Source organism: Kitasatospora sp. NPDC088861 (assembly GCF_044750105.1).
Classification (GTDB): Bacteria; Actinomycetota; Actinomycetes; order Streptomycetales; family Streptomycetaceae; genus Kitasatospora.
This window is the reverse complement of the sequence record NZ_JBIVJF010000023.1, coordinates 94,788-111,686: the sequence shown is the minus strand read 5'-3', so window position 1 is coordinate 111,686 and position 16,899 is coordinate 94,788. Positions and strand designations below refer to the sequence as shown.

Here is a 16,899-nt window from a genome sequence, read left to right as displayed (position 1 = left end):
AACGCTCCCAACACCGCAACTGGCCGCAACCAGAACCGGCGACAGTCACCATCACCCAGCCAGGAGCAACCTAAAGTCACCGGCATTGGACCTAGCCCGCGTTCCCGGTGAAGTCGACGTACCACTTGGGCGCGAACCGGTCGCAGTTCTCGGCGCCGACGGAGGTCAGCGAGTCCCGGACGCAGGTGACGTAGTCGTTGTAGTACATCCCGAGGCCGATCACCGAGGTCGCGACCACGACGGTCATCGCGCCGGTGAGGATTCCGGCGAGCGCGGCCGGGGTGAGCGGGTTCGGGGCGGCGGGCTGGTGGGCGGCGCCGGTGACGGCGGCGGCCGGGGCGGGCTTGGGGGTCCGCAGTGCGCTGATGCCCCACACGATGCCGAGCGCGCCGACGAACAGGGCGGCCCAGTGGAAGCCGACGAACAGGCAGACCAGCGCGAGCGGCCCGGCCAGCGCGGCGTTGCGGGCCCGGCGCTGGGCGGGGTCGGCGGGGTCGAGCTTGGGCGGCTGCGGGGCCGGGGGGTTGGGGCGGCCGTCCTCGGGCCGGCCGAGGCCCCAGGGGTGCGGCGGCGGGAGCTGCGGGCGTTCGCCGGGGCCCTGGCCGCCGGTGTCGTCCAGGCCCTCGCCGGGCCAGGGGTTGCGCGGCTGCCACGGCTGGTCCGGGGCATCCGCCGGCGGCGGCGCGAAGGGGTTGCGCTCGCCGGTGTCGTCACCGCTGCTCATGGTTCAGCCATTCCTTCTCGGTCGGAGGGGCGGTCTCCCGCCTCCCCTATGATCCCGCAGCCGTTCGCCGGTCCTCCGGCGGCCTGCCCGCTGCGCGGGTGCCGGGCGGGCCCGTGCCCGGGGCAACTCCGCCGCGCGGGACGGAGGAGATCCCCGTCTCAACTACGCGCGTAGCGCCGCCAGGAGGGTGCGGAGGCCGTCCGACCAGCCGTTATCGTGGTGACGGTCAGCAGCTCGCAGAGGTTCCCGGGTGCCCGCGTCGCGGTGGGTTCTCCTGGTGTTCCCCCTCGCTCGACCTGCCGTTCGTAGTGGCCCCACCACCGGTGGACGTACCAGCGGGCGGCGCCCGACCTACGGAGAATCGCGCAGTGGCCGCCGCCCCCGCTCAGCTCTTCCCGCCCCGTACGCCCGGACCGGCCCGCCTGGTGGTGCTCGTCTCCGGTTCCGGCACCAATCTGCAGGCGCTGCTCGACGCCGCCGCCGATCCGGCGTACGGCGCCGAGATCCTCGCCGTGGGTGCGGACCGCGACGGCATCGCGGGCCTGGAGCGGGCCGAGAAGGCGGGCCTGCCGGTCTTCGTCCACCGGGTGAAGGACTTCGCCGACCGGGCCGACTGGGACCGCGCGCTGACCGCCGCCGTCGCCGCCCACGAGCCGGACCTGGTGGTCACGGCCGGTTTCATGAAGATCCTCGGGCCCGAGTTCATCGCGGCCTTCGCCGGGCGGATCGTCAACACCCATCCCGCGCTGCTGCCCTCCTTCCCCGGCGCCCACGGCGTCACCGACGCGCTCGCGTACGGGGTGAGGGTCACCGGTTGCACCGTCCACCTGGTCGACGCCGGGGTGGACACCGGGCCGATCATCGCGCAGGGCGTCGTCGAGGTCGTCGACGCCGACCACGCCGATGGCGGCGAAGCGCTGCACGAGCGCATCAAGACTGTCGAGCGCAAGCTGCTCGTCGACGTCGTGGGCCGGCTGGCCCGCGAGGGCCACCGCATCGAGGACCGAAAGGTATGGATTCCGGCACATGAGTGAGCGGAGCGAGCGAATCATCGAGAATGGTGCCTGGCGCGCAGCGCCCGCCGAGCGCAGCGAGGTGGGAGCATGAGTGCCAGCTCCACCACGCCCCCCGTTTCGGAGAACATCCGTCCGATCCGTCGCGCGCTGATCAGCGTGTACGACAAGACCGGTCTGGAGGAGCTGGCCCAGGGCCTGCACGCCGCCGGGGTCGCGATCGTCTCCACCGGCTCCACCGCCGGCCGGATCGCCGCCGCCGGCGTCCCGGTGACCGAGGTCTCCGAGCTGACCGGCTTCCCGGAGTGCCTGGACGGGCGCGTGAAGACGCTGCACCCCCGCGTGCACGCCGGCGTGCTCGCCGACCTGCGGCTGGAGTCGCACCGCGCGCAGCTGGCCGAGCTGGGCGTCGAGCCCTTCGACCTGGTCGTGGTGAACCTCTACCCGTTCAAGGCCACCGTCGCCTCGGGCGCCACCCCGGACGAGTGCGTCGAGCAGATCGACATCGGCGGCCCGAGCATGGTCCGCGCCGCGGCCAAGAACCACCCGTCGGTGGCCGTGGTGGTCGACCCGGCCCGTTACGACGACGTGCTGCGCGCCGTCCAGGAGGGCGGCTTCGACCTGGCCACCCGCAAGCGCCTGGCCGGTGCGGCGTTCGCGCACACCGCCGCGTACGACGTCGCGGTCGCCTCCTGGTTCGAGGCCGGCTACGCGCCGAGCGACGAGCGGTTCCCGGAGTTCCTGGGCGCCACCTGGGAGCGGCAGAACGTGCTGCGCTACGGCGAGAACCCGCACCAGGGCGCCGCGCTGTACAGCGACGGCAGCGGCGGCCTGGCCGGCGCGGAGCAGCTGCACGGCAAGGAGATGTCGTACAACAACTACGTCGACACCGACGCCGCCCGCCGCGCCGCGTACGACCACGCCGAGCCAGCCGTCGCGATCATCAAGCACGCCAACCCGTGCGGCATCGCGACCGGCGCGGACGTCGCCGAGGCGCACCGCAAGGCGCACGAGTGCGACCCGGTCTCGGCGTACGGCGGCGTGATCGCGGTCAACCGCCCGGTCACCGTCGAGCTGGCCGAGCAGATCGCCCCGATCTTCACCGAGGTCGTGGTGGCCCCCGGCTACGAGGACGGCGCCGTCGAGGTGCTGGCCCGGAAGAAGAACCTGCGGGTGCTGCTGGCCCCCGAGGCGCCGGCCAACCGCCAGGAGCTGCGCCCGGTCTCCGGCGGCGTGCTGCTCCAGGACGCCGACCGGGTGCAGGCCGAGGGCGACGACCCGGCGAACTGGCGGCTGGCCACCGGCGAGGCGCTGTCCGAGGCGGAGCTGGCCGAGCTGGCCTTCGCCTGGCGGGCCTGTCGGGCCGTCAAGTCCAACGCGATCCTGCTGGCCAAGGGCGGCGCCTCGGTGGGCGTCGGCATGGGTCAGGTCAACCGGGTCGACTCCTGCAAGCTCGCGGTCGAGCGGGCCGGGGAGCGGGCCAAGGGCGCGTACGCGGCCTCGGACGCGTTCTTCCCGTTCGCGGACGGCCCGGCCATCCTGATCGCGGCCGGCGTCAAGGCGATCGTCCAGCCGGGCGGTTCGATCCGGGACGAGGAGGTCGTCGCGGCGGCCGCCGAGGCCGGGGTGACGATGTACTTCACCGGTGCCCGGCACTTCTTCCACTGATCGCGTTCCACCGCTCGCCCGGCGCACCGCCCGGGTGACGGCATGACAGAGCGGCCCGGCTCCTCCGGAAGGGGAGCCGGGCCGCTCGTCGTCCGATCGGCTCGGACGGGGCCGGTCGGTAGTGCGGCCGGTCAGCGACCCGGCCGGCCAGCGCAGCCGGTCAGTAGCGCGGCCGGGCGAACCAGGCGACGCCGTCCTTGACGCTCATCCCGACGATCATCGTGATCGAGACCGCGAGCCACATCAGCGTGAAGACGATGCCGACCGGGTTGGCGTTGTTGACGAACGAGCCGGCCAGCCCCAGCAGGCCGAGCAGCGCGCCGAACGAGCCGTACACCAGGGTGGTGATGCGGACCGCGGGCCCGCCCTTGCCGAACTTCACGCCCAGCGTGATGGAGAAGGCCGCGAACAGCGCGCACACGATGCCGACGACCACCAGCACGCCGGCCGCCGCGTTGCCGAAGCCGTTGAACGGGTCGCTCCCGTCGATCTCCTGGGCCCGGTTGGTGACCTCCTTGGCCGCCGCGGCGGCTATCAGGTAGATGCCCCCGCCGATGATCTGCACGGCGCCGATGATGAACAGCAGCACCCGGGTGGTGACCACCAGGCCCGGCATGTTCTGCGGGACGGCCGGCGGGTAGCCGTAGCCCGGTCCGCCGTAGCCCGGCGCGGGCGGCGGGTAGCCGTACCCGGCCGGCGGGGCCTGCTGGGGGTAGCCGTAGCCGGGAGCCTGCGGGGGCTGGCCGTACGGGTTGTTCGGGTTGTTCGGGTCGGGCGGGTAACTCATCGATGCCTCCGGGCAGTTGCGGGGACGTGGGGACGGGACGGAGGGCCCGGTTCCGGTTGGCGAGTCGGGTCGCCGGTGGAACGGGACGCTAACGGAGGGGAGTGACAGCCCGGAGCGGAGCCGGGCGCGGCCGGCTCAGACGCGCGGTGAGAGCGCTGAGAATGGTGAGAACGGTGAGAGCGGAGTCGTCGACGGGCCCGCTGCGGGCAGGACTGCGCCGCAGTGGTCGGGCGGCTCGGTCTGAAGTGGTCGGCTCACGTGCTCTTTCCCCCGGGTACGCCCCCGCCGGGTGTCCGTCGGCCCGTCACCGGGCCGGGTCGCGGCAGGGAATGCCCGCATATCGTCAACCGGACGGCGGGGCCGTGTCCAGCCGGTTCCGCGCGCCGGACCGAGACTGTGGCGCAACCGCAACGTGGTCCAGGCCTTCCGTACCCGTCCGACCGGAAGCCGGAGGTGGGGCCCGCCTCCGGCTCCCGCCCGCCGAGCGCCCGCCGGACGCCCATCGAGCGCCCATCGAGCGCCCATAGAGCGCGCGCCGAACGCCCACCGAGCGGACGTCGGGAGTTCGAAGACGGGCCCTGGTACGGCGGCTTGCCCCGATCCGGGAGAATGGGGTCATGACTGCCCAGATTCTCGATGGCAAGGCCACCGCCGCCGCGATCAAGTCCGAACTCGCCGCCCGCGTGGCGGTCCTCAAGGCGAAGGGCGTCACGCCCGGCCTCGGCACCGTCCTGGTCGGCGACGACCCGGGCAGCCGCTGGTACGTCAACGGGAAGCACAAGGACTGCGCCGAGGTCGGCATCGCCTCGATCCAGCGCGAGCTGTCCGCCACCGCCACCCAGGAGGACGTCGAGAACGTCGTCCGCGAGCTCAACGCCGACCCCTCCTGCACCGGCTACATCGTCCAGCTGCCGCTGCCCAAGGGCCTGGACCAGAACCCGGTCCTGGAGCTGATGGACCCGGACAAGGACGCCGACGGCCTGCACCCGACCTCGCTCGGCCGGCTCGCCCTGGGCATCGAGGGACCGCTGCCGTGCACCCCGCTGGGCATCGTCGAGCTGCTGCGCCGGCACGACGTCGAGATCGACGGCGCCGAGGTGGTCGTGATCGGCCGCGGCGTCACCGTCGGCCGCTCGATCGGCCTGCTGCTGACCCGCCGCAGCGAGAACGCCACCGTGACCCTGTGCCACACCGGCACCCGGGACCTCGGCTACCACCTGCGCAAGGCCGACATCATCGTGGCCGCCGCGGGCGTGCCGCACCTGGTCAAGCCGGAGGACGTCAAGCCGGGCGCGGCGGTGCTGGACGTGGGCGTCAGCCGCAGCGAGGGCAAGATCGTCGGCGACGTGCACCCGGGCGTGGCCGAGGTGGCCGCCTGGATCTCCCCGAACCCCGGCGGCGTGGGCCCGATGACCCGCGCGATGCTGCTCAACAACATCGTCGTGGCGGCCGAGCGCCGCGCCGGCGTCTGACCCCGCGACCGACACCACCACGAGGGACGGCGAGCATGACGGAACCGCGACCGGCGCGGACCCCGCGCAGGCCGGTCAAGACCACCGGCACCCTGCCGCCCGAGGGCGCGGCCGCAGCCCTCGGGCGCGACCACACCCTGCCGGTCCGGCAGTGGCCGATAACGCTGGTCCTGCTGGTGGTCGGGGCCGGCCTCGCGGTCACCTGGTTCGCCGACTTCAAGGACGGCTTCAAGTACGGGCTGCTGATCCTCGGCTGCGGGGTGCTGCTCGGGGCCGTCCTGCGGCTGGTGCTGCCCGAGGTCGGGATGCTGGCGGTGCGCAGCCGCTTCACCGACGTGATCGTGCTGACCTTCCTGGGAGCGTCGATCGTGCTGCTGACCCTGGTGGCGCAGCCGAACCCGTGGCTGGAGATCCCGCTGCTCGACAACATCGGCAAGTTGATCGGCCGGCCCAAGCACTGACGCCGGGGTGACCGTGACGGCCCCCGCCCTGCGAGCCAGGGCGGGGGCCGCCGTCCGTTGTGACGCATCAGCCAGGCCCGCACCCGCGGCGTACGCTTCCCTTTGCGATAACCTGACGCCGGTCTCTCGATGTCGAGAGATCATCCTCGGCTCCAGCGCGCCGGTGTGCCTGGGGCACCTGGCGATCTGCTGGAGAAGGTAGAAATGACCCGCACCCCCGTCAACGTCACCATCACCGGAGCGGCCGGCCAGATCGGCTACGCGCTGCTCTTCCGCATCGCCTCGGGCCACCTGCTCGGTGCCGACGTCCCGGTGAACCTGCGCCTCCTGGAGATTCCGCAGGGCCTCAAGGCCGCCGAGGGCACCGCCATGGAGCTCGTCGACTGCGCGTTCCCGCTGCTGCGTGACATCACGATCACCGACAACCCGAACGAGGCCTTCGACGGCGCCAACGTCGCGCTGCTGGTCGGCGCCCGTCCGCGCACCGCCGGCATGGAGCGCGGCGACCTGCTGCAGGCCAACGGCGGCATCTTCGGCCCGCAGGGCAAGGCGATCAACGACCACGCCGCGGACGACATCAAGGTCCTGGTCGTCGGCAACCCGGCCAACACCAACGCCCTGATCGCCCAGCGCAACGCCCCGGACGTCCCGGCCGAGCGCTTCACCGCGATGACCCGCCTGGACCACAACCGCGCGGTCGGCCAGCTCTCCATCAAGACCGGTGCGCCCGTCTCCGACATCAAGCGCGTCACCATCTGGGGCAACCACTCCGCCACCCAGTACCCGGACGTCTTCCAGGCCGAGATCGCCGGCAAGCCGGCCTTCGAGGCCATCGGCAGCGACCAGGCCTGGCTGGACGAGACCTTCATCCCGACCGTCGCCAAGCGCGGCGCGGCCATCATCGAGGCCCGTGGCGCCTCCTCGGCCGCCTCGGCCGCCAACGCCGCCATCGACCACGTGTACACCTGGGTCAACGGCACCGCCGAGGGCGACTGGACCTCCATGGGCGTCGTCTCGGACGGCTCCTACGGCGTCCCGCAGGGCCTGATCTCCTCCTTCCCGGTCACCACCAAGGCCGGCAAGTTCGAGATCGTCCAGGGCCTGGAGATCTCCGACTTCTCGCGCGCCCGCATCGACGCGTCGGTCAAGGAGCTGACCGAGGAGCGCGACGCGGTCCAGGAGCTGGGCCTCATCTGAGCCCCGCGGCACCGCTTTCCCGACGGCCCGCCGTCTCCTTCCCGGAGGCGGCGGGCCGCCGTGTGACCAGCCGTCGCTCGTTCTTCCACTCCCCGGGCGCCGGCCGGTCTTACACTGACCCGCTGTGAACGAAACCCTCGGGGACGCCCTGCTCGTCCTCGTCTTCATCCTGCTGGGCGGGCTGTTCAACGTCGCCGAGATCTCGCTGATCTCGCTGCGCGAGGGCCAGATCCGGACGCTGGAGGCGCTCGGCACCCGGCGGTCCGCCCGGGCCGCGCACCTGGCCGCCGACCCCAACCGCTTCCTGGCCGCCGTCCAGGTCGGCGTGACCTGCATGGGCTTCCTGTCCGCCGCCTTCGGCGCGGACACCCTGGCCGGCAAGGTCGCGCCGCTGTTCGTCCGGGCCGGGCTCACCGAGGGCGTCGCCGACGCGGTCGCCCTGGTCGGCCTCACCCTGGTGATCAGCTACGTCTCGCTGGTCCTCGGCGAACTCACCCCCAAGCGGATCGGCCTGCAGCGGGCCGAGTCGATCGCGGTGATCGCGGCCCCGGTGGTGGACGTGATGTCGGTGGCGCTGCGCCCGGTGATCTGGCTGCTCGGCCACTCCACCAACCTGATGGTCCGCCTGCTGGGCGGCGACCCGGCCGCCGGCCGTGGCTCGATGAGCTCCGAGGAGCTGCGCGGCCTGGTCGCCGCCAACACCGAACTCGGCAGCGACGAACGGGCGTTGATCGCGGACGTGTTCTCCGCCGGGGAGCGGCAGCTGCGCGAGGTGATGGTCCCGCGCACCGAGGTGACCTTCCTGGACGCCGAGCGCCCGCTGGCCGCCGTCCGGCACCAGGCGGACACCTCGCCGCACTCGCGCTACCCGGTGGTCGAGGGCAGCGCCGACGCCGTGGTCGGCTTCGTGCACGTCCGTGACCTGTACGGCGCGCGCGGCGAGCAGGCCGCCAAGGTCCGCGACCTGGCCCGCCCGGTGAAGCTGCTGCCCGGCACCAAGCGGGTGCTGGAGGCGATGGGCGAGATGCGCCGCGAGGGCCACCACCTGGCCATCGTGGTGGACGAGTACGGCGGCACCGCCGGGATCGTCACCCTGGAGGACCTGGTCGAGGAGGTGATCGGCGAGATCCGGGACGAGTACGACCGGCCGGAGACCGCCGCCACCCGCCGGCTGGTCGGCGGCGGCATGGAGCTGGACGGCCTGCTCAACCTCGGCGACTTCACCGAGGAGACCGGCGCCACCCTGCCCGAGGGCCCGTACGAGACGGTGGCGGGCTGTCTGGTCGCCTCGCTCGGCCGGCTGCCCCGGGACGGCGACCAGGTGCGCGTCCCGGTCGAGGGCGGTGGCGGGGTGCTGCTGACGGTGGCCAAGCTGGAGGGCCGGCGGATCGCCCGGGTGAGGGTGAGTGCGGTCACACTGGCGGAACCTCCTGGGGCGGACGTTTCCTGAGCGCCCGGTGGAACTGGAACAATGGCCCGCATGGTCAACGCAGCGGTCACTGGTCCGGTCAAGGACCGTCCCCGGGTTCTCTCCGGCATCCAGCCCACCTCCGGCTCGTTCCACCTCGGCAACTACCTGGGCGCGGTGCGCCAGTGGGTGGACCTGCAGAAGGAGAACGACGCCTTCTACATGGTCGTCGACCTGCACGCGATCACCGTCTCGCAGGACCCGAAGGAGCTGCGCGAGAACACCCGGGTCTCCGCCGCCCAGCTGCTCGGCGCCGGCCTGGACCCGGAGCACTGCACCCTGTTCGTCCAGTCGCACGTGCCCGAGCACGCGCAGCTCGCCTGGGTGATGAACTGCCTCACCGGCTTCGGCGAGGCCTCCCGGATGACCCAGTTCAAGGACAAGTCCGTCCGACACGGCGCGGACAGCACCACGGTCGGCCTGTTCACCTACCCGGTGCTGATGGTCGCGGACGTCCTGCTCTACCAGGCGGACGCCGTCCCGGTCGGCGAGGACCAGCGCCAGCACCTGGAGCTCACCCGCGACCTCGCCGACCGCTTCAACACCCGCTACGGCCCGACCTTCACGGTGCCGAAGCCGTACATCCTCAAGGAGACGGCGAAGATCCAGGACCTCCAGGACCCGGGCGCCAAGATGAGCAAGTCCGCCTCCTCGGACAAGGGCCTGGTCAACCTGCTGGACGAGGCGAAGGTCAGCGCCAAGAAGTTCAAGAGCGCCGTCACCGACACCGGCACCGTCGTCTCCTACGACGAGGACGGCAAGCCCGGCGTCTCCAACCTGCTGCGCATCCACTCCGCGCTCAGCGGCCAGTCGATCGACCAGCTGGTCGCGCACTTCGAGGGCAAGATGTACGGCGCCCTGAAGACCGAGCTGGCCGAGCTGTTCACCGAGTGGGTCACCCCCTTCCAGGAGCGCACCCGCTCCTTCCTGGACGACCCGGCCGAGCTGGACCGGGTGCTGGCGATCGGCGCCGAGAAGGCCCGCGAGGTGGCCGCGCAGACGCTGGAGACGGTGTACGACCGGGTCGGCTTCCTCCCGGCCGCCAAGCGGTGACTCCCCTCACACGCCTGCCCGATGGTGACGGTCTCCCCGAGGCCGTCACCATCGGCGTGTCCGTGAGCGTTCCGGATCCGTACGGTGCGCAGATCCAGGACGCCCGGGCCGGGCACGGCGATCCGCTGGCCCGGTCGATACCGACGCACGTCACCCTGCTGCCGCCGACCGAGGTGCCGGCCGAGGCACTGCCGAAGATCGAGGAGCACCTGGCGGCGGTGGCGGCCTCGCACCGGCCGTTCCGGATGCTGCTGCGCGGCGCCGGCACCTTCCGCCCGGTCTCCCCGGTGGTGTTCGTCCGGGTCGAGGAGGGCGCGCAGGAGTGCCGGCTGCTGGAGGCGGACGTCCGCTCCGGCCCGCTGGCCCGCGAGCTGGCGTTCCCGTACCACCCGCACGTGACGGTCGCGCACGGCCTGCCGGATGACGCGCTGGACCAGGCGTACGCGCAGGCGCGCGGCTTCCGGGCGGCCTTCCCGGTGCCGGGCTTCGGCCTCTCCCGCTTCGACGCGGACGAGGTCTGGCGGCCCTGGCGGAGCTACCTTTTCTCCTGAACTACCGGACTGACCTTCCGAGTTCGAGCATCCGGTCGACCACCCGGCGGGATGCGCCGCCGTCGTCCAGGACGCAGTGCTCGGCCCGGAAGCGCCGGTGGCGCTCCGCGTACCCGGGCGGCAGGTCCGCGCCGGAGTCGGCGAGTTCGCGCAGCGCGCCGAGCAGTCCGGCCGAGGTGGGGACGAGCGGGCCGGGGGCCTGCGGCTCGAAGTCGAAGTAGAAGCCGCGCAGGGTGTCGCGGTAGTGCTCCAGGTCGTAGGTGAAGAAGAGCACCGGGCGGCCGGTGACGGCGAAGTCGAACATGATCGACGAGTAGTCGGTCACCAGGACGTCCGCGACCAGCAGCAGCTCCTGCGGGTCGGGGTAGTCCCCGCAGTCGTACAGGAAGCCGTCCCCGGCGCCCGGCAGTGGCTCGCGGACGTGCGCGTGCGGGCGGATCAGCAGCACGTGGTCCCGGCCGAGCAGGCGCCGGGCGTGGTCGAGGTCCAGCCGCAGGCCGAGTCGGAAGCCGTCGCCGTCACCGCGCTGCTGGTCCTCGCGCCAGGTCGGCGCGTACAGCACGATCCGCTTGCCGTCCGGGATGCCGAGCCGGTGGCGGACGGCCGCGGCGGCGGCCTCGTCGGGGCGGGCGAGCACGTCGTTGCGCGGGTAGCCGGCCTCCAGGATCTCGCCGTCGTAGCGGAACGCGCGGCGCAGGATCGGGGTGGCGAACGGGCTGGGGGAGAGCAGCAGGCTCCACTGCGGGGTCTCCCGGTCGAGCGCCTCCAGGTAGCCGTGGTCGGCCAGCCAGGGGTTGTCGACGTCGTGGGCGATCCGCTTCAGCAGCGAGCCGTGCCAGGTCTGGAGCACCACCTGGCCGGGGCGGCGCTCCAGGAAGTCCGGGAAGTGCGTGTTGCCGACCAGGTACCGGCAGGTGGCCAGCGCGCGGTACCACTCCGGGCTCCAGATCCGGACGGCCCGGACCCCGGGCGGCAGTTCGGCCTGGGCGTCGTCGACCACCCAGAGGTGTTCCAACGGCGCTCCGCGGCGGGCCAGTTCGGCGTGCACCGCGCGCGGGGAGTCGGCGTAGCCGCGGCCGCCGAACACGTCGTACAGCACGGCCTCGCGCAGCGGTTCGCGGCGGGCGGCGGGGTAGTGGACGGCGCGCTGGCGGCTCTGCGTCCAGGCGCTGCGCTCGGTGGGGGTGAGCACCGGGGTGGAGTCCACCAGCAGGGTGTCGTGCCAGCGGCGCTGGAGCAGGATCCGCTTGCCGCCGGCCGTGGTGGCGGCGGGCAGTGCGGGCAGGGCGGCCGGTGCGGCGAGCAGCGGGCGGCTCGGGCCGGGCCGCCCGGCGGGCGTCAGCGCGGCCTCCCAGATGCCCTTGCGCAGGGGCAGCGCGGTGCCGTCGGCGCCGGTGCGGGTGGCGGGCAGCAGGACCTTGAAGCGGCCGTCCTGGTCGGCCTCGACGGGGGAGCGGACCTCGCTCGCGGTGCCGGTGTGCCGCAGGACGAGCTCCAGCCGGTCCGCGGCGCGGTCCGGGCAGCGGCCGGTGAGCTCGAAGCCGCCGGCCCGGACCGCGATCCGCTCGACCAGGCCGGCCGCGGGCTGGACGCACACCTGGAGCCGGCCGTCGGCGAGGTGCTTGAGGTAGAGGGCGCGGTCCGGGGTGTCGGGCAGTCGGTGCTGGCCGGCCACCGGGCCGCCGCGCTCGTCCGGGCAGAGCTGCTCGGTGCTGCCGTCGGGGTGCAGGAACTCGGTGTCCCAGTGCTCCAGTTCGCCGCTGCCGCGGCCGTCGGCGGTGAACGGCCGGTACGGCAGGTGGACGGCGAAGGTGTTGCCGGTGCGGGCGACCGGCCGTTCGATCACGGCGTCGCTCTGCCGGTGGCGCAGCCGCAGCACGGTGCCGGACGGGCAGGTGTCCGCGCTGCCGCGCAGGTCGAGGCCGTCGGCGGTGGGGGTGGCGTGGGTGAGCCGGATGCCGGGGCGTTCGAGCAGCAGCCGCAGTCGCCCGTCGGCGAAGTGCGGCTGGAGGCGGACGTCGTGGTCCACCCAGTGGGCCGGCGGGTACTCGCCGGAGCCGCACCAGTGCGGGGCGAGGGCGCCGTACCGGCGGCGCAGCCGGGTGGGGCGCGGGCGGGTGAACAGGGTGGTCTCGATCTGCCAGTCGCCGAGCAGCCAGTCGGTGCCGTGGCGCAGCCGGCCGGGCTCGATCAGGGCGGTGAAGCCGGACCAGTCGTGGTTGAACTCGGGCTGGGCGCTGTCGTCGGTGACCTCGGGCAGCCGGCGGGGCCGGGAGCGCAGGTGGACGGGCGGCCTGGTCCCGTCGGCGTGGCGCAGGGTCAGCCAGGTCCAGGCGGAGCCGGGGCGGCCGGTGTCGAGGTCGTCCGGGCGGGCGAAGCCGGTGAGCTCCAGGCCGCGGCCGGTCCAGCGGGCGCGCAGCAGGCCGAAGGTGACGTCCTCGTCGGCGGCGGGCTGGTCGGTGCTCACGCGGGGGTCGGCGTGCGGAAGGACGAACCGTGTGAGCGCAGGCATGGCAGGGGTCCTTCGGGACGGGGGCCGGGCCATGGGCGGTGGACCGGGGCCGCCGGACCGATGCCGAGAGGAAACCGGGGCCGAATTCATATCCCATACCGGGACGCCGTCCGGGGTCAACAGTGTGGACCAGAGAATTTCCCGTGAAATTCACCGACAAAACACTAGTTCGAGTGCAATGCGCAGGCAAAGGCCGGGGATATTGTCAGGGAATTCCCAGGAAAACGCGGAGGCGCCCGACGCGGTTCGCGTCGGGCGCCTCTGCGGGGCTCTCGGGGATGCCCCGGGCTACCCCGTACTGCTCAGTGCTACTCCGCGCGGAGCATCGCGTCGACCACCCGGGCGGAGGCCTTGCCGTCGTCCAGGTCGCAGTACGCCGTGCGGAACGCGGCGGCCTTGTCGGCGTACTCGGCCGCGACCTCGCCGACCCGGCCAAGTGCGTCGACCAGTTCCTCGGAGGTGGCCAGCAGCGGGCCGGGCGCCTCAGCCTCGAAGTTCAGGCTGAAGCCGCGCAGGTTGTCGCGGTAGTGCTCCAGGTCGTAGGTGAAGAACAGGATCGGCTTGCCGGTCGCGGCGAAGTCGAACACGCTGGCGGAGTAGTCGGTGATCAGCACGTCGGCGATCAGCAGCAGCTCCGCCATGTCGGGGTAGCTGCCGACGTCCCAGATGTAGCCGTTGCCGGCGCCCGGGATCTGACCGCACATCATGCTGTGCCGGCGCACCAGCAGTACCTGGTCGTCGCCGAGCGCGGCCTTGGCCGCCGCCAGGTCGAGCCGCAGGTCCAGCTGGTACCCGCCGTTCGGCCGGCGCCGGTCCTCGCGCCAGGTCGGCGCGTAGAGCACGACCTTCTTGCCCTCGGGCAGGCCGAGCCTTTCGCGCACCTGTTCGGCGGTCTTCTCCCGGTCGGCCGCGAAGAGCAGGTCATTCTTGGGCGAACCGCTTTCGAGAATCTCGCCCTTGTAATCGAACGCGCGTCGCAGGATCGGGGCCGACCAGCTGTTGCCGGCCGCCAGCAGACTCCAGCTCGGCACCTCCCGGGCGAGGCCCTTCAGGTAGTTCGCATCCGTGAACCAGACCTTCTCGAAATCGAGGCCGATCTGCTTCAGCGGGCTGCCGTGCCAGGTCTGCAGGACCACCTGTCCGGGGCGGCGGACGAAGAAGTCGGGCAGGTGGGTGCTGGTGACGATGTACTTGGCGGTCGCCAGCGCCTCGAACCACTCCGGGCTCCACAGCCGGATCGCGCTCGCCGACTGCGGCAGATCGGCCTGGAGGTCGTCACTGCCCCACAGGTGCTCCAGCGGCAGGCCGCGGCGGACCAGCTCCTCGTGGACCGCCCGCGGCGAGTCGGCGTACAGGCCGCCGAGGCCGACGTTGTACAGCACGGTGTCGCGCACCGGGTGCCGGCGGGCGTTCGGGTAGTCGACGAACCGCAGCTGGCGCAGCCGGTAGCCGCTGCGCTCCTCCGGCAGCAGCGCCGAGTGCGACTCCAGGGAGAGGCCGTCGTGGTGGCGGCGCTCCAGCACGATGCGCTTGCCCCGGGACTCCACCTCCAGCGGCATCGCGCCGAAGCAGTCCGGCGAGATCAGCGCGTACGAGCTCGGAAGCTCCTCGGCCGGGGCACCGACCGGGCGGAAGAAGACGTTCCAGGTGCCCTGGGCGAGCGGCACCCGGCCGGCGAAGGAGGCCGTCGGCACGGCGGGCAGCGCGGTCCGGAACCGTCCGTCCGCGATCTCCACCGGGTAGACGTGCTCCTCCTCGCGCCAGTCGTGGCGGACCACCAGCTCCCAGCGGTGCGCGCCGGACAGCGGGAACGAACCGCTGAGCAGGAAGCCGTCCGCGCCGCGGGTGGAGACCTCGTCCACCACCGGCTGGAGCAGCTGGTCGGAGAACTGCAGGTACCCGCTGGGGGAGGGCTTGGAGTAGAGCGCCCGGCGCTGGTCGGCCGGGGCGTCCGGGTTGAGCGGCAGGTGCAGCTGCGCCGGGGCGTTGCGGTCGTCCCAGGTCACCGGGACGGTGCTGCCGTCGGCCAGCAGCAGCGCGGTGTCCCAGCGGTCACGGCCTCGCTCGGCGGCCACCGGGTCCAGCTCGGCCCAGGCCTCGCGGACGGCGGTCAGCTCGGCCGCCGGGAAGGACACGCTGAACGGCTGCAGGCTGCCGACCGGCGCGCCCAGCTCCAGCGGGAAGGCCAGTTCGCGGTCGGACTCGACGTGGGTGAGCCGCAGCCGGGCCCCGGCGAAGCTGGAGCCGGAGCGGGCCGCGCCCGACACCTCGACCCGGCCGCCGTGCGAAGCCAGGCCGGTCACCCGGGCCTTGACCGTCTCCACCCGCAGGTAGACGGAGCCGTCCCGGACCCACGGCACGATCCGCACGTCCGGCTCGACCCAGTGCGCCGGGATGTAGTGCGCGGTGTCGCTCCAGCCGGCCCAGACCCGGCCCTTGTAGACGCCGCCCTTGCCCGCGCCGGCCACCAGGACGCGCCAGTTGCCGTCCTTCCACTGGCCGCGGTGCTTGAGCTTCTTCGGGTCGACGCCGACGGTGAAGCCGGCCCAGTCGCAGCTGTACAGGTCGTGGTGGCAGCTGGCGGTGGCCTCGGGGCTGTACTGGGTCTTCATCGGCACCGCGATCACCCGGCGGCCCTTGGCCTCGCGCAGCACCAGGGTGCGGACCATGTCGTGCTTGCCGGCCGCGCCCAGCTGCTCCGGGTACGCGTGCCCGGTCAGCTGCAGCCGCCCGCCGACCCAGGCCGTCTCGTACAGCCGGCTGCGCATGACCAGCGAGTTGTCCAGCTTGAGCACGCCGGACGGCACGCTCTTGCGCCCGCCGCGCAGGAACGGGTAGTCGGCGTACGGGCGCAGCAGACCGCGGGCCTGGACGCCGCCGTTGCTCTCGCCCTCGTACTTGATCTGCTCGACGAACTCGTCGATCCGGCCCTGGAGGGTCAGGTGGTACTTGAGCCGCAGCGGCGCCCGCAGCTTGCGGACCTGCTCGGGGCCGATCGCCCGCAGCAGCCGGCTGACGTTCTTGACGTAGGCGTCCCGGTACTCCTTGTCGCCGTCCACGACGGACCAGAAGAACATCGGGATCTCCTCGACGAGGGTGTTCTCGTCGTAGGAGCGCAGGTACTGGGCGAAGCGCGGATCGGTCTGCTTGCGCAGCCAGCCGCGGACCAGCTCGACCGAGGTGACGCGGTCGATCAGGCCCTTGGGGTTGGTGCGCATCTGGGTGATCGACATCTCGCCGACCTCGCGCTCGCGCCAGTGGTAGATCGGCTCGCAGAGCACGTCCACGCTCTTGGCGAGGTAGTGGTGCGGCACGCTGACCGGCGCGTCCTCGTACAGGATGCCCTCGGGGTAGAGGATGCCGGCCGCGTCGAAGAAGGAGCGGCGGTACACCTTGTTCCACGCGGTGCGGTCGGTGACCAGCGCCGGGATCTCGGTGATGTGCGTCTTGAGCTTGGTCTCCCTGAACGGCTTCGAGTGCCCGCCGGACTGGTAGTAGCCCACCGCGCGGAACCGCAGCACGTTGCCGGTGGCGAAGTCCGAGCCGGTCTCGTCCAGGGTGTTGATCATCAGCTCGTACGCGCTCGGCGGCATCGAGTCGTCACTGTCGACGAAGCACAGGAACTCGGCGTCCGGGTCGATGTGCCGGATGCCGGTGTTGCGGGCCGCGCCGAGGCCCTTGTTCACCTGGCGGACCAGCCGGAACCGCGAGTCCTTGGCCGCGTACGCCTCGGCGAGGGCCGCGCTGTCGTCCTTCGAACCGTCGTCGACCATGACGCACTCGAAGTCCGTGAAGGTCTGGGCGGCGATCGAGTCGAGGCATTCGACCAGGTAACGCTCGACGTTGTAGATCGGAACGACGATGGAGAGGCGGGGAGCCATCGGCTACGCAGGCCTTTCTCGGGAAGGAGCGTGGCAGCCCGGTGAGGGCCTGACCGCACTTTGGATCGGTGCGTACGTGCGCACCGATCCTACCTCCGGGCCATGGGGCCCT

Annotated in this window: 12 protein-coding genes; 8 read left to right on the top strand and 4 right to left on the bottom strand. The window is 72.5% G+C overall.

Annotated features, from left to right (window positions below):
• Nucleotides 1–91: 91 nt before the first annotated feature.
• The gene (locus ACIP37_RS29375) at nt 92–724 is read right to left on the bottom strand and encodes a hypothetical protein (protein WP_400811287.1); all 633 of its coding nucleotides are present in this window, start codon (nt 722–724) and stop codon (nt 92–94) included.
• Between the two features lie 368 nt (nt 725–1,092).
• Between ACIP37_RS29375 and purN the strand changes: the two genes are divergently transcribed.
• Nucleotides 1,093–1,758: a phosphoribosylglycinamide formyltransferase gene (purN, locus tag ACIP37_RS29370; protein WP_063349026.1), complete on the top strand. Its 666-nt coding sequence runs from the start codon at nt 1,093–1,095 to the stop codon at nt 1,756–1,758.
• A gap of 69 nt (nt 1,759–1,827) precedes the next feature.
• A complete protein-coding gene (purH, locus tag ACIP37_RS29365; protein WP_363580194.1) occupies nt 1,828–3,405 on the top strand; it encodes a bifunctional phosphoribosylaminoimidazolecarboxamide formyltransferase/IMP cyclohydrolase in 1,578 nt (525 codons plus the stop codon).
• 160 nt (nt 3,406–3,565) lie between these two features.
• Here purH and ACIP37_RS29360 read toward each other — a convergent pair whose 3' ends face one another.
• Nucleotides 3,566–4,192, bottom strand: a complete 627-nt coding sequence (locus ACIP37_RS29360; protein WP_400811290.1) for a hypothetical protein — start codon at nt 4,190–4,192, stop codon at nt 3,566–3,568.
• Between the two features lie 617 nt (nt 4,193–4,809).
• Here ACIP37_RS29360 and ACIP37_RS29355 point away from each other — a divergent pair.
• The 6 genes from ACIP37_RS29355 to ACIP37_RS29330 all read left to right on the top strand — a co-directional run bounded on the left by ACIP37_RS29355 (nt 4,810) and on the right by ACIP37_RS29330 (nt 10,394).
• Complete coding sequence (locus ACIP37_RS29355; protein WP_400844733.1) at nt 4,810–5,664, top strand: bifunctional methylenetetrahydrofolate dehydrogenase/methenyltetrahydrofolate cyclohydrolase; 855 nt, start codon at nt 4,810–4,812, stop codon at nt 5,662–5,664.
• A gap of 35 nt (nt 5,665–5,699) precedes the next feature.
• On the top strand, nt 5,700–6,125 hold the full coding sequence (locus ACIP37_RS29350) for a DUF3017 domain-containing protein (RefSeq protein WP_063349030.1): 426 nt from the start codon (nt 5,700–5,702) through the stop codon (nt 6,123–6,125).
• Nucleotides 6,126–6,329: 204 nt separating this feature from the next.
• Entirely contained in the window at nt 6,330–7,322 is a 993-nt protein-coding gene (locus tag ACIP37_RS29345; protein ID WP_350877220.1) for a malate dehydrogenase, read from the top strand.
• Between the two features lie 124 nt (nt 7,323–7,446).
• A complete protein-coding gene (locus ACIP37_RS29340; protein WP_363580202.1) occupies nt 7,447–8,772 on the top strand; it encodes a hemolysin family protein in 1,326 nt (441 codons plus the stop codon).
• Nucleotides 8,773–8,802: 30 nt separating this feature from the next.
• Complete coding sequence (trpS, locus tag ACIP37_RS29335) at nt 8,803–9,843, top strand: tryptophan--tRNA ligase (RefSeq protein WP_363625898.1); 1,041 nt, start codon at nt 8,803–8,805, stop codon at nt 9,841–9,843.
• A gap of 62 nt (nt 9,844–9,905) precedes the next feature.
• Nucleotides 9,906–10,394 carry a 2'-5' RNA ligase family protein gene (locus tag ACIP37_RS29330; protein WP_363630719.1) on the top strand — a complete coding sequence of 163 codons (489 nt, stop codon included), beginning with the start codon at nt 9,906–9,908 and terminating at the stop codon, nt 10,392–10,394.
• A gap of 1 nt (nt 10,395) precedes the next feature.
• Here ACIP37_RS29330 and ACIP37_RS29325 read toward each other — a convergent pair whose 3' ends face one another.
• Nucleotides 10,396–12,906, bottom strand: coding sequence for a CDP-glycerol glycerophosphotransferase family protein (locus tag ACIP37_RS29325; protein WP_400811293.1), 2,511 nt, complete (start codon nt 12,904–12,906; stop codon nt 10,396–10,398).
• 308 nt (nt 12,907–13,214) lie between these two features.
• Nucleotides 13,215–16,787: a CDP-glycerol glycerophosphotransferase family protein gene (locus ACIP37_RS29320; RefSeq protein WP_363580208.1), complete on the bottom strand. Its 3,573-nt coding sequence runs from the start codon at nt 16,785–16,787 to the stop codon at nt 13,215–13,217.
• Between the last annotated feature and the right edge of the window lie 112 nt (nt 16,788–16,899).

Excerpts from the sequence above, each read along its gene's own strand:
- purH (WP_363580194.1), top strand. The coding sequence starts at position 1,828 with ATGAGTGCCAGCTCCACCACGCCCCCCGTTTCGGAGAACATCCGTCCG.
- ACIP37_RS29320 (WP_363580208.1), bottom strand. The coding sequence starts at position 16,787 with ATGGCTCCCCGCCTCTCCATCGTCGTTCCGATCTACAACGTCGAGCGT.
- ACIP37_RS29375 (WP_400811287.1), bottom strand. The coding sequence starts at position 724 with ATGAGCAGCGGTGACGACACCGGCGAGCGCAACCCCTTCGCGCCGCCG.
- ACIP37_RS29350 (WP_063349030.1), top strand. The coding sequence starts at position 5,700 with ATGACGGAACCGCGACCGGCGCGGACCCCGCGCAGGCCGGTCAAGACC.
- ACIP37_RS29345 (WP_350877220.1), top strand. The coding sequence starts at position 6,330 with ATGACCCGCACCCCCGTCAACGTCACCATCACCGGAGCGGCCGGCCAG.
- trpS (WP_363625898.1), top strand. The coding sequence starts at position 8,803 with ATGGTCAACGCAGCGGTCACTGGTCCGGTCAAGGACCGTCCCCGGGTT.
- ACIP37_RS29325 (WP_400811293.1), bottom strand. The coding sequence starts at position 12,906 with ATGCCTGCGCTCACACGGTTCGTCCTTCCGCACGCCGACCCCCGCGTG.
- ACIP37_RS29360 (WP_400811290.1), bottom strand. The coding sequence starts at position 4,192 with ATGAGTTACCCGCCCGACCCGAACAACCCGAACAACCCGTACGGCCAG.
- ACIP37_RS29355 (WP_400844733.1), top strand. The coding sequence starts at position 4,810 with ATGACTGCCCAGATTCTCGATGGCAAGGCCACCGCCGCCGCGATCAAG.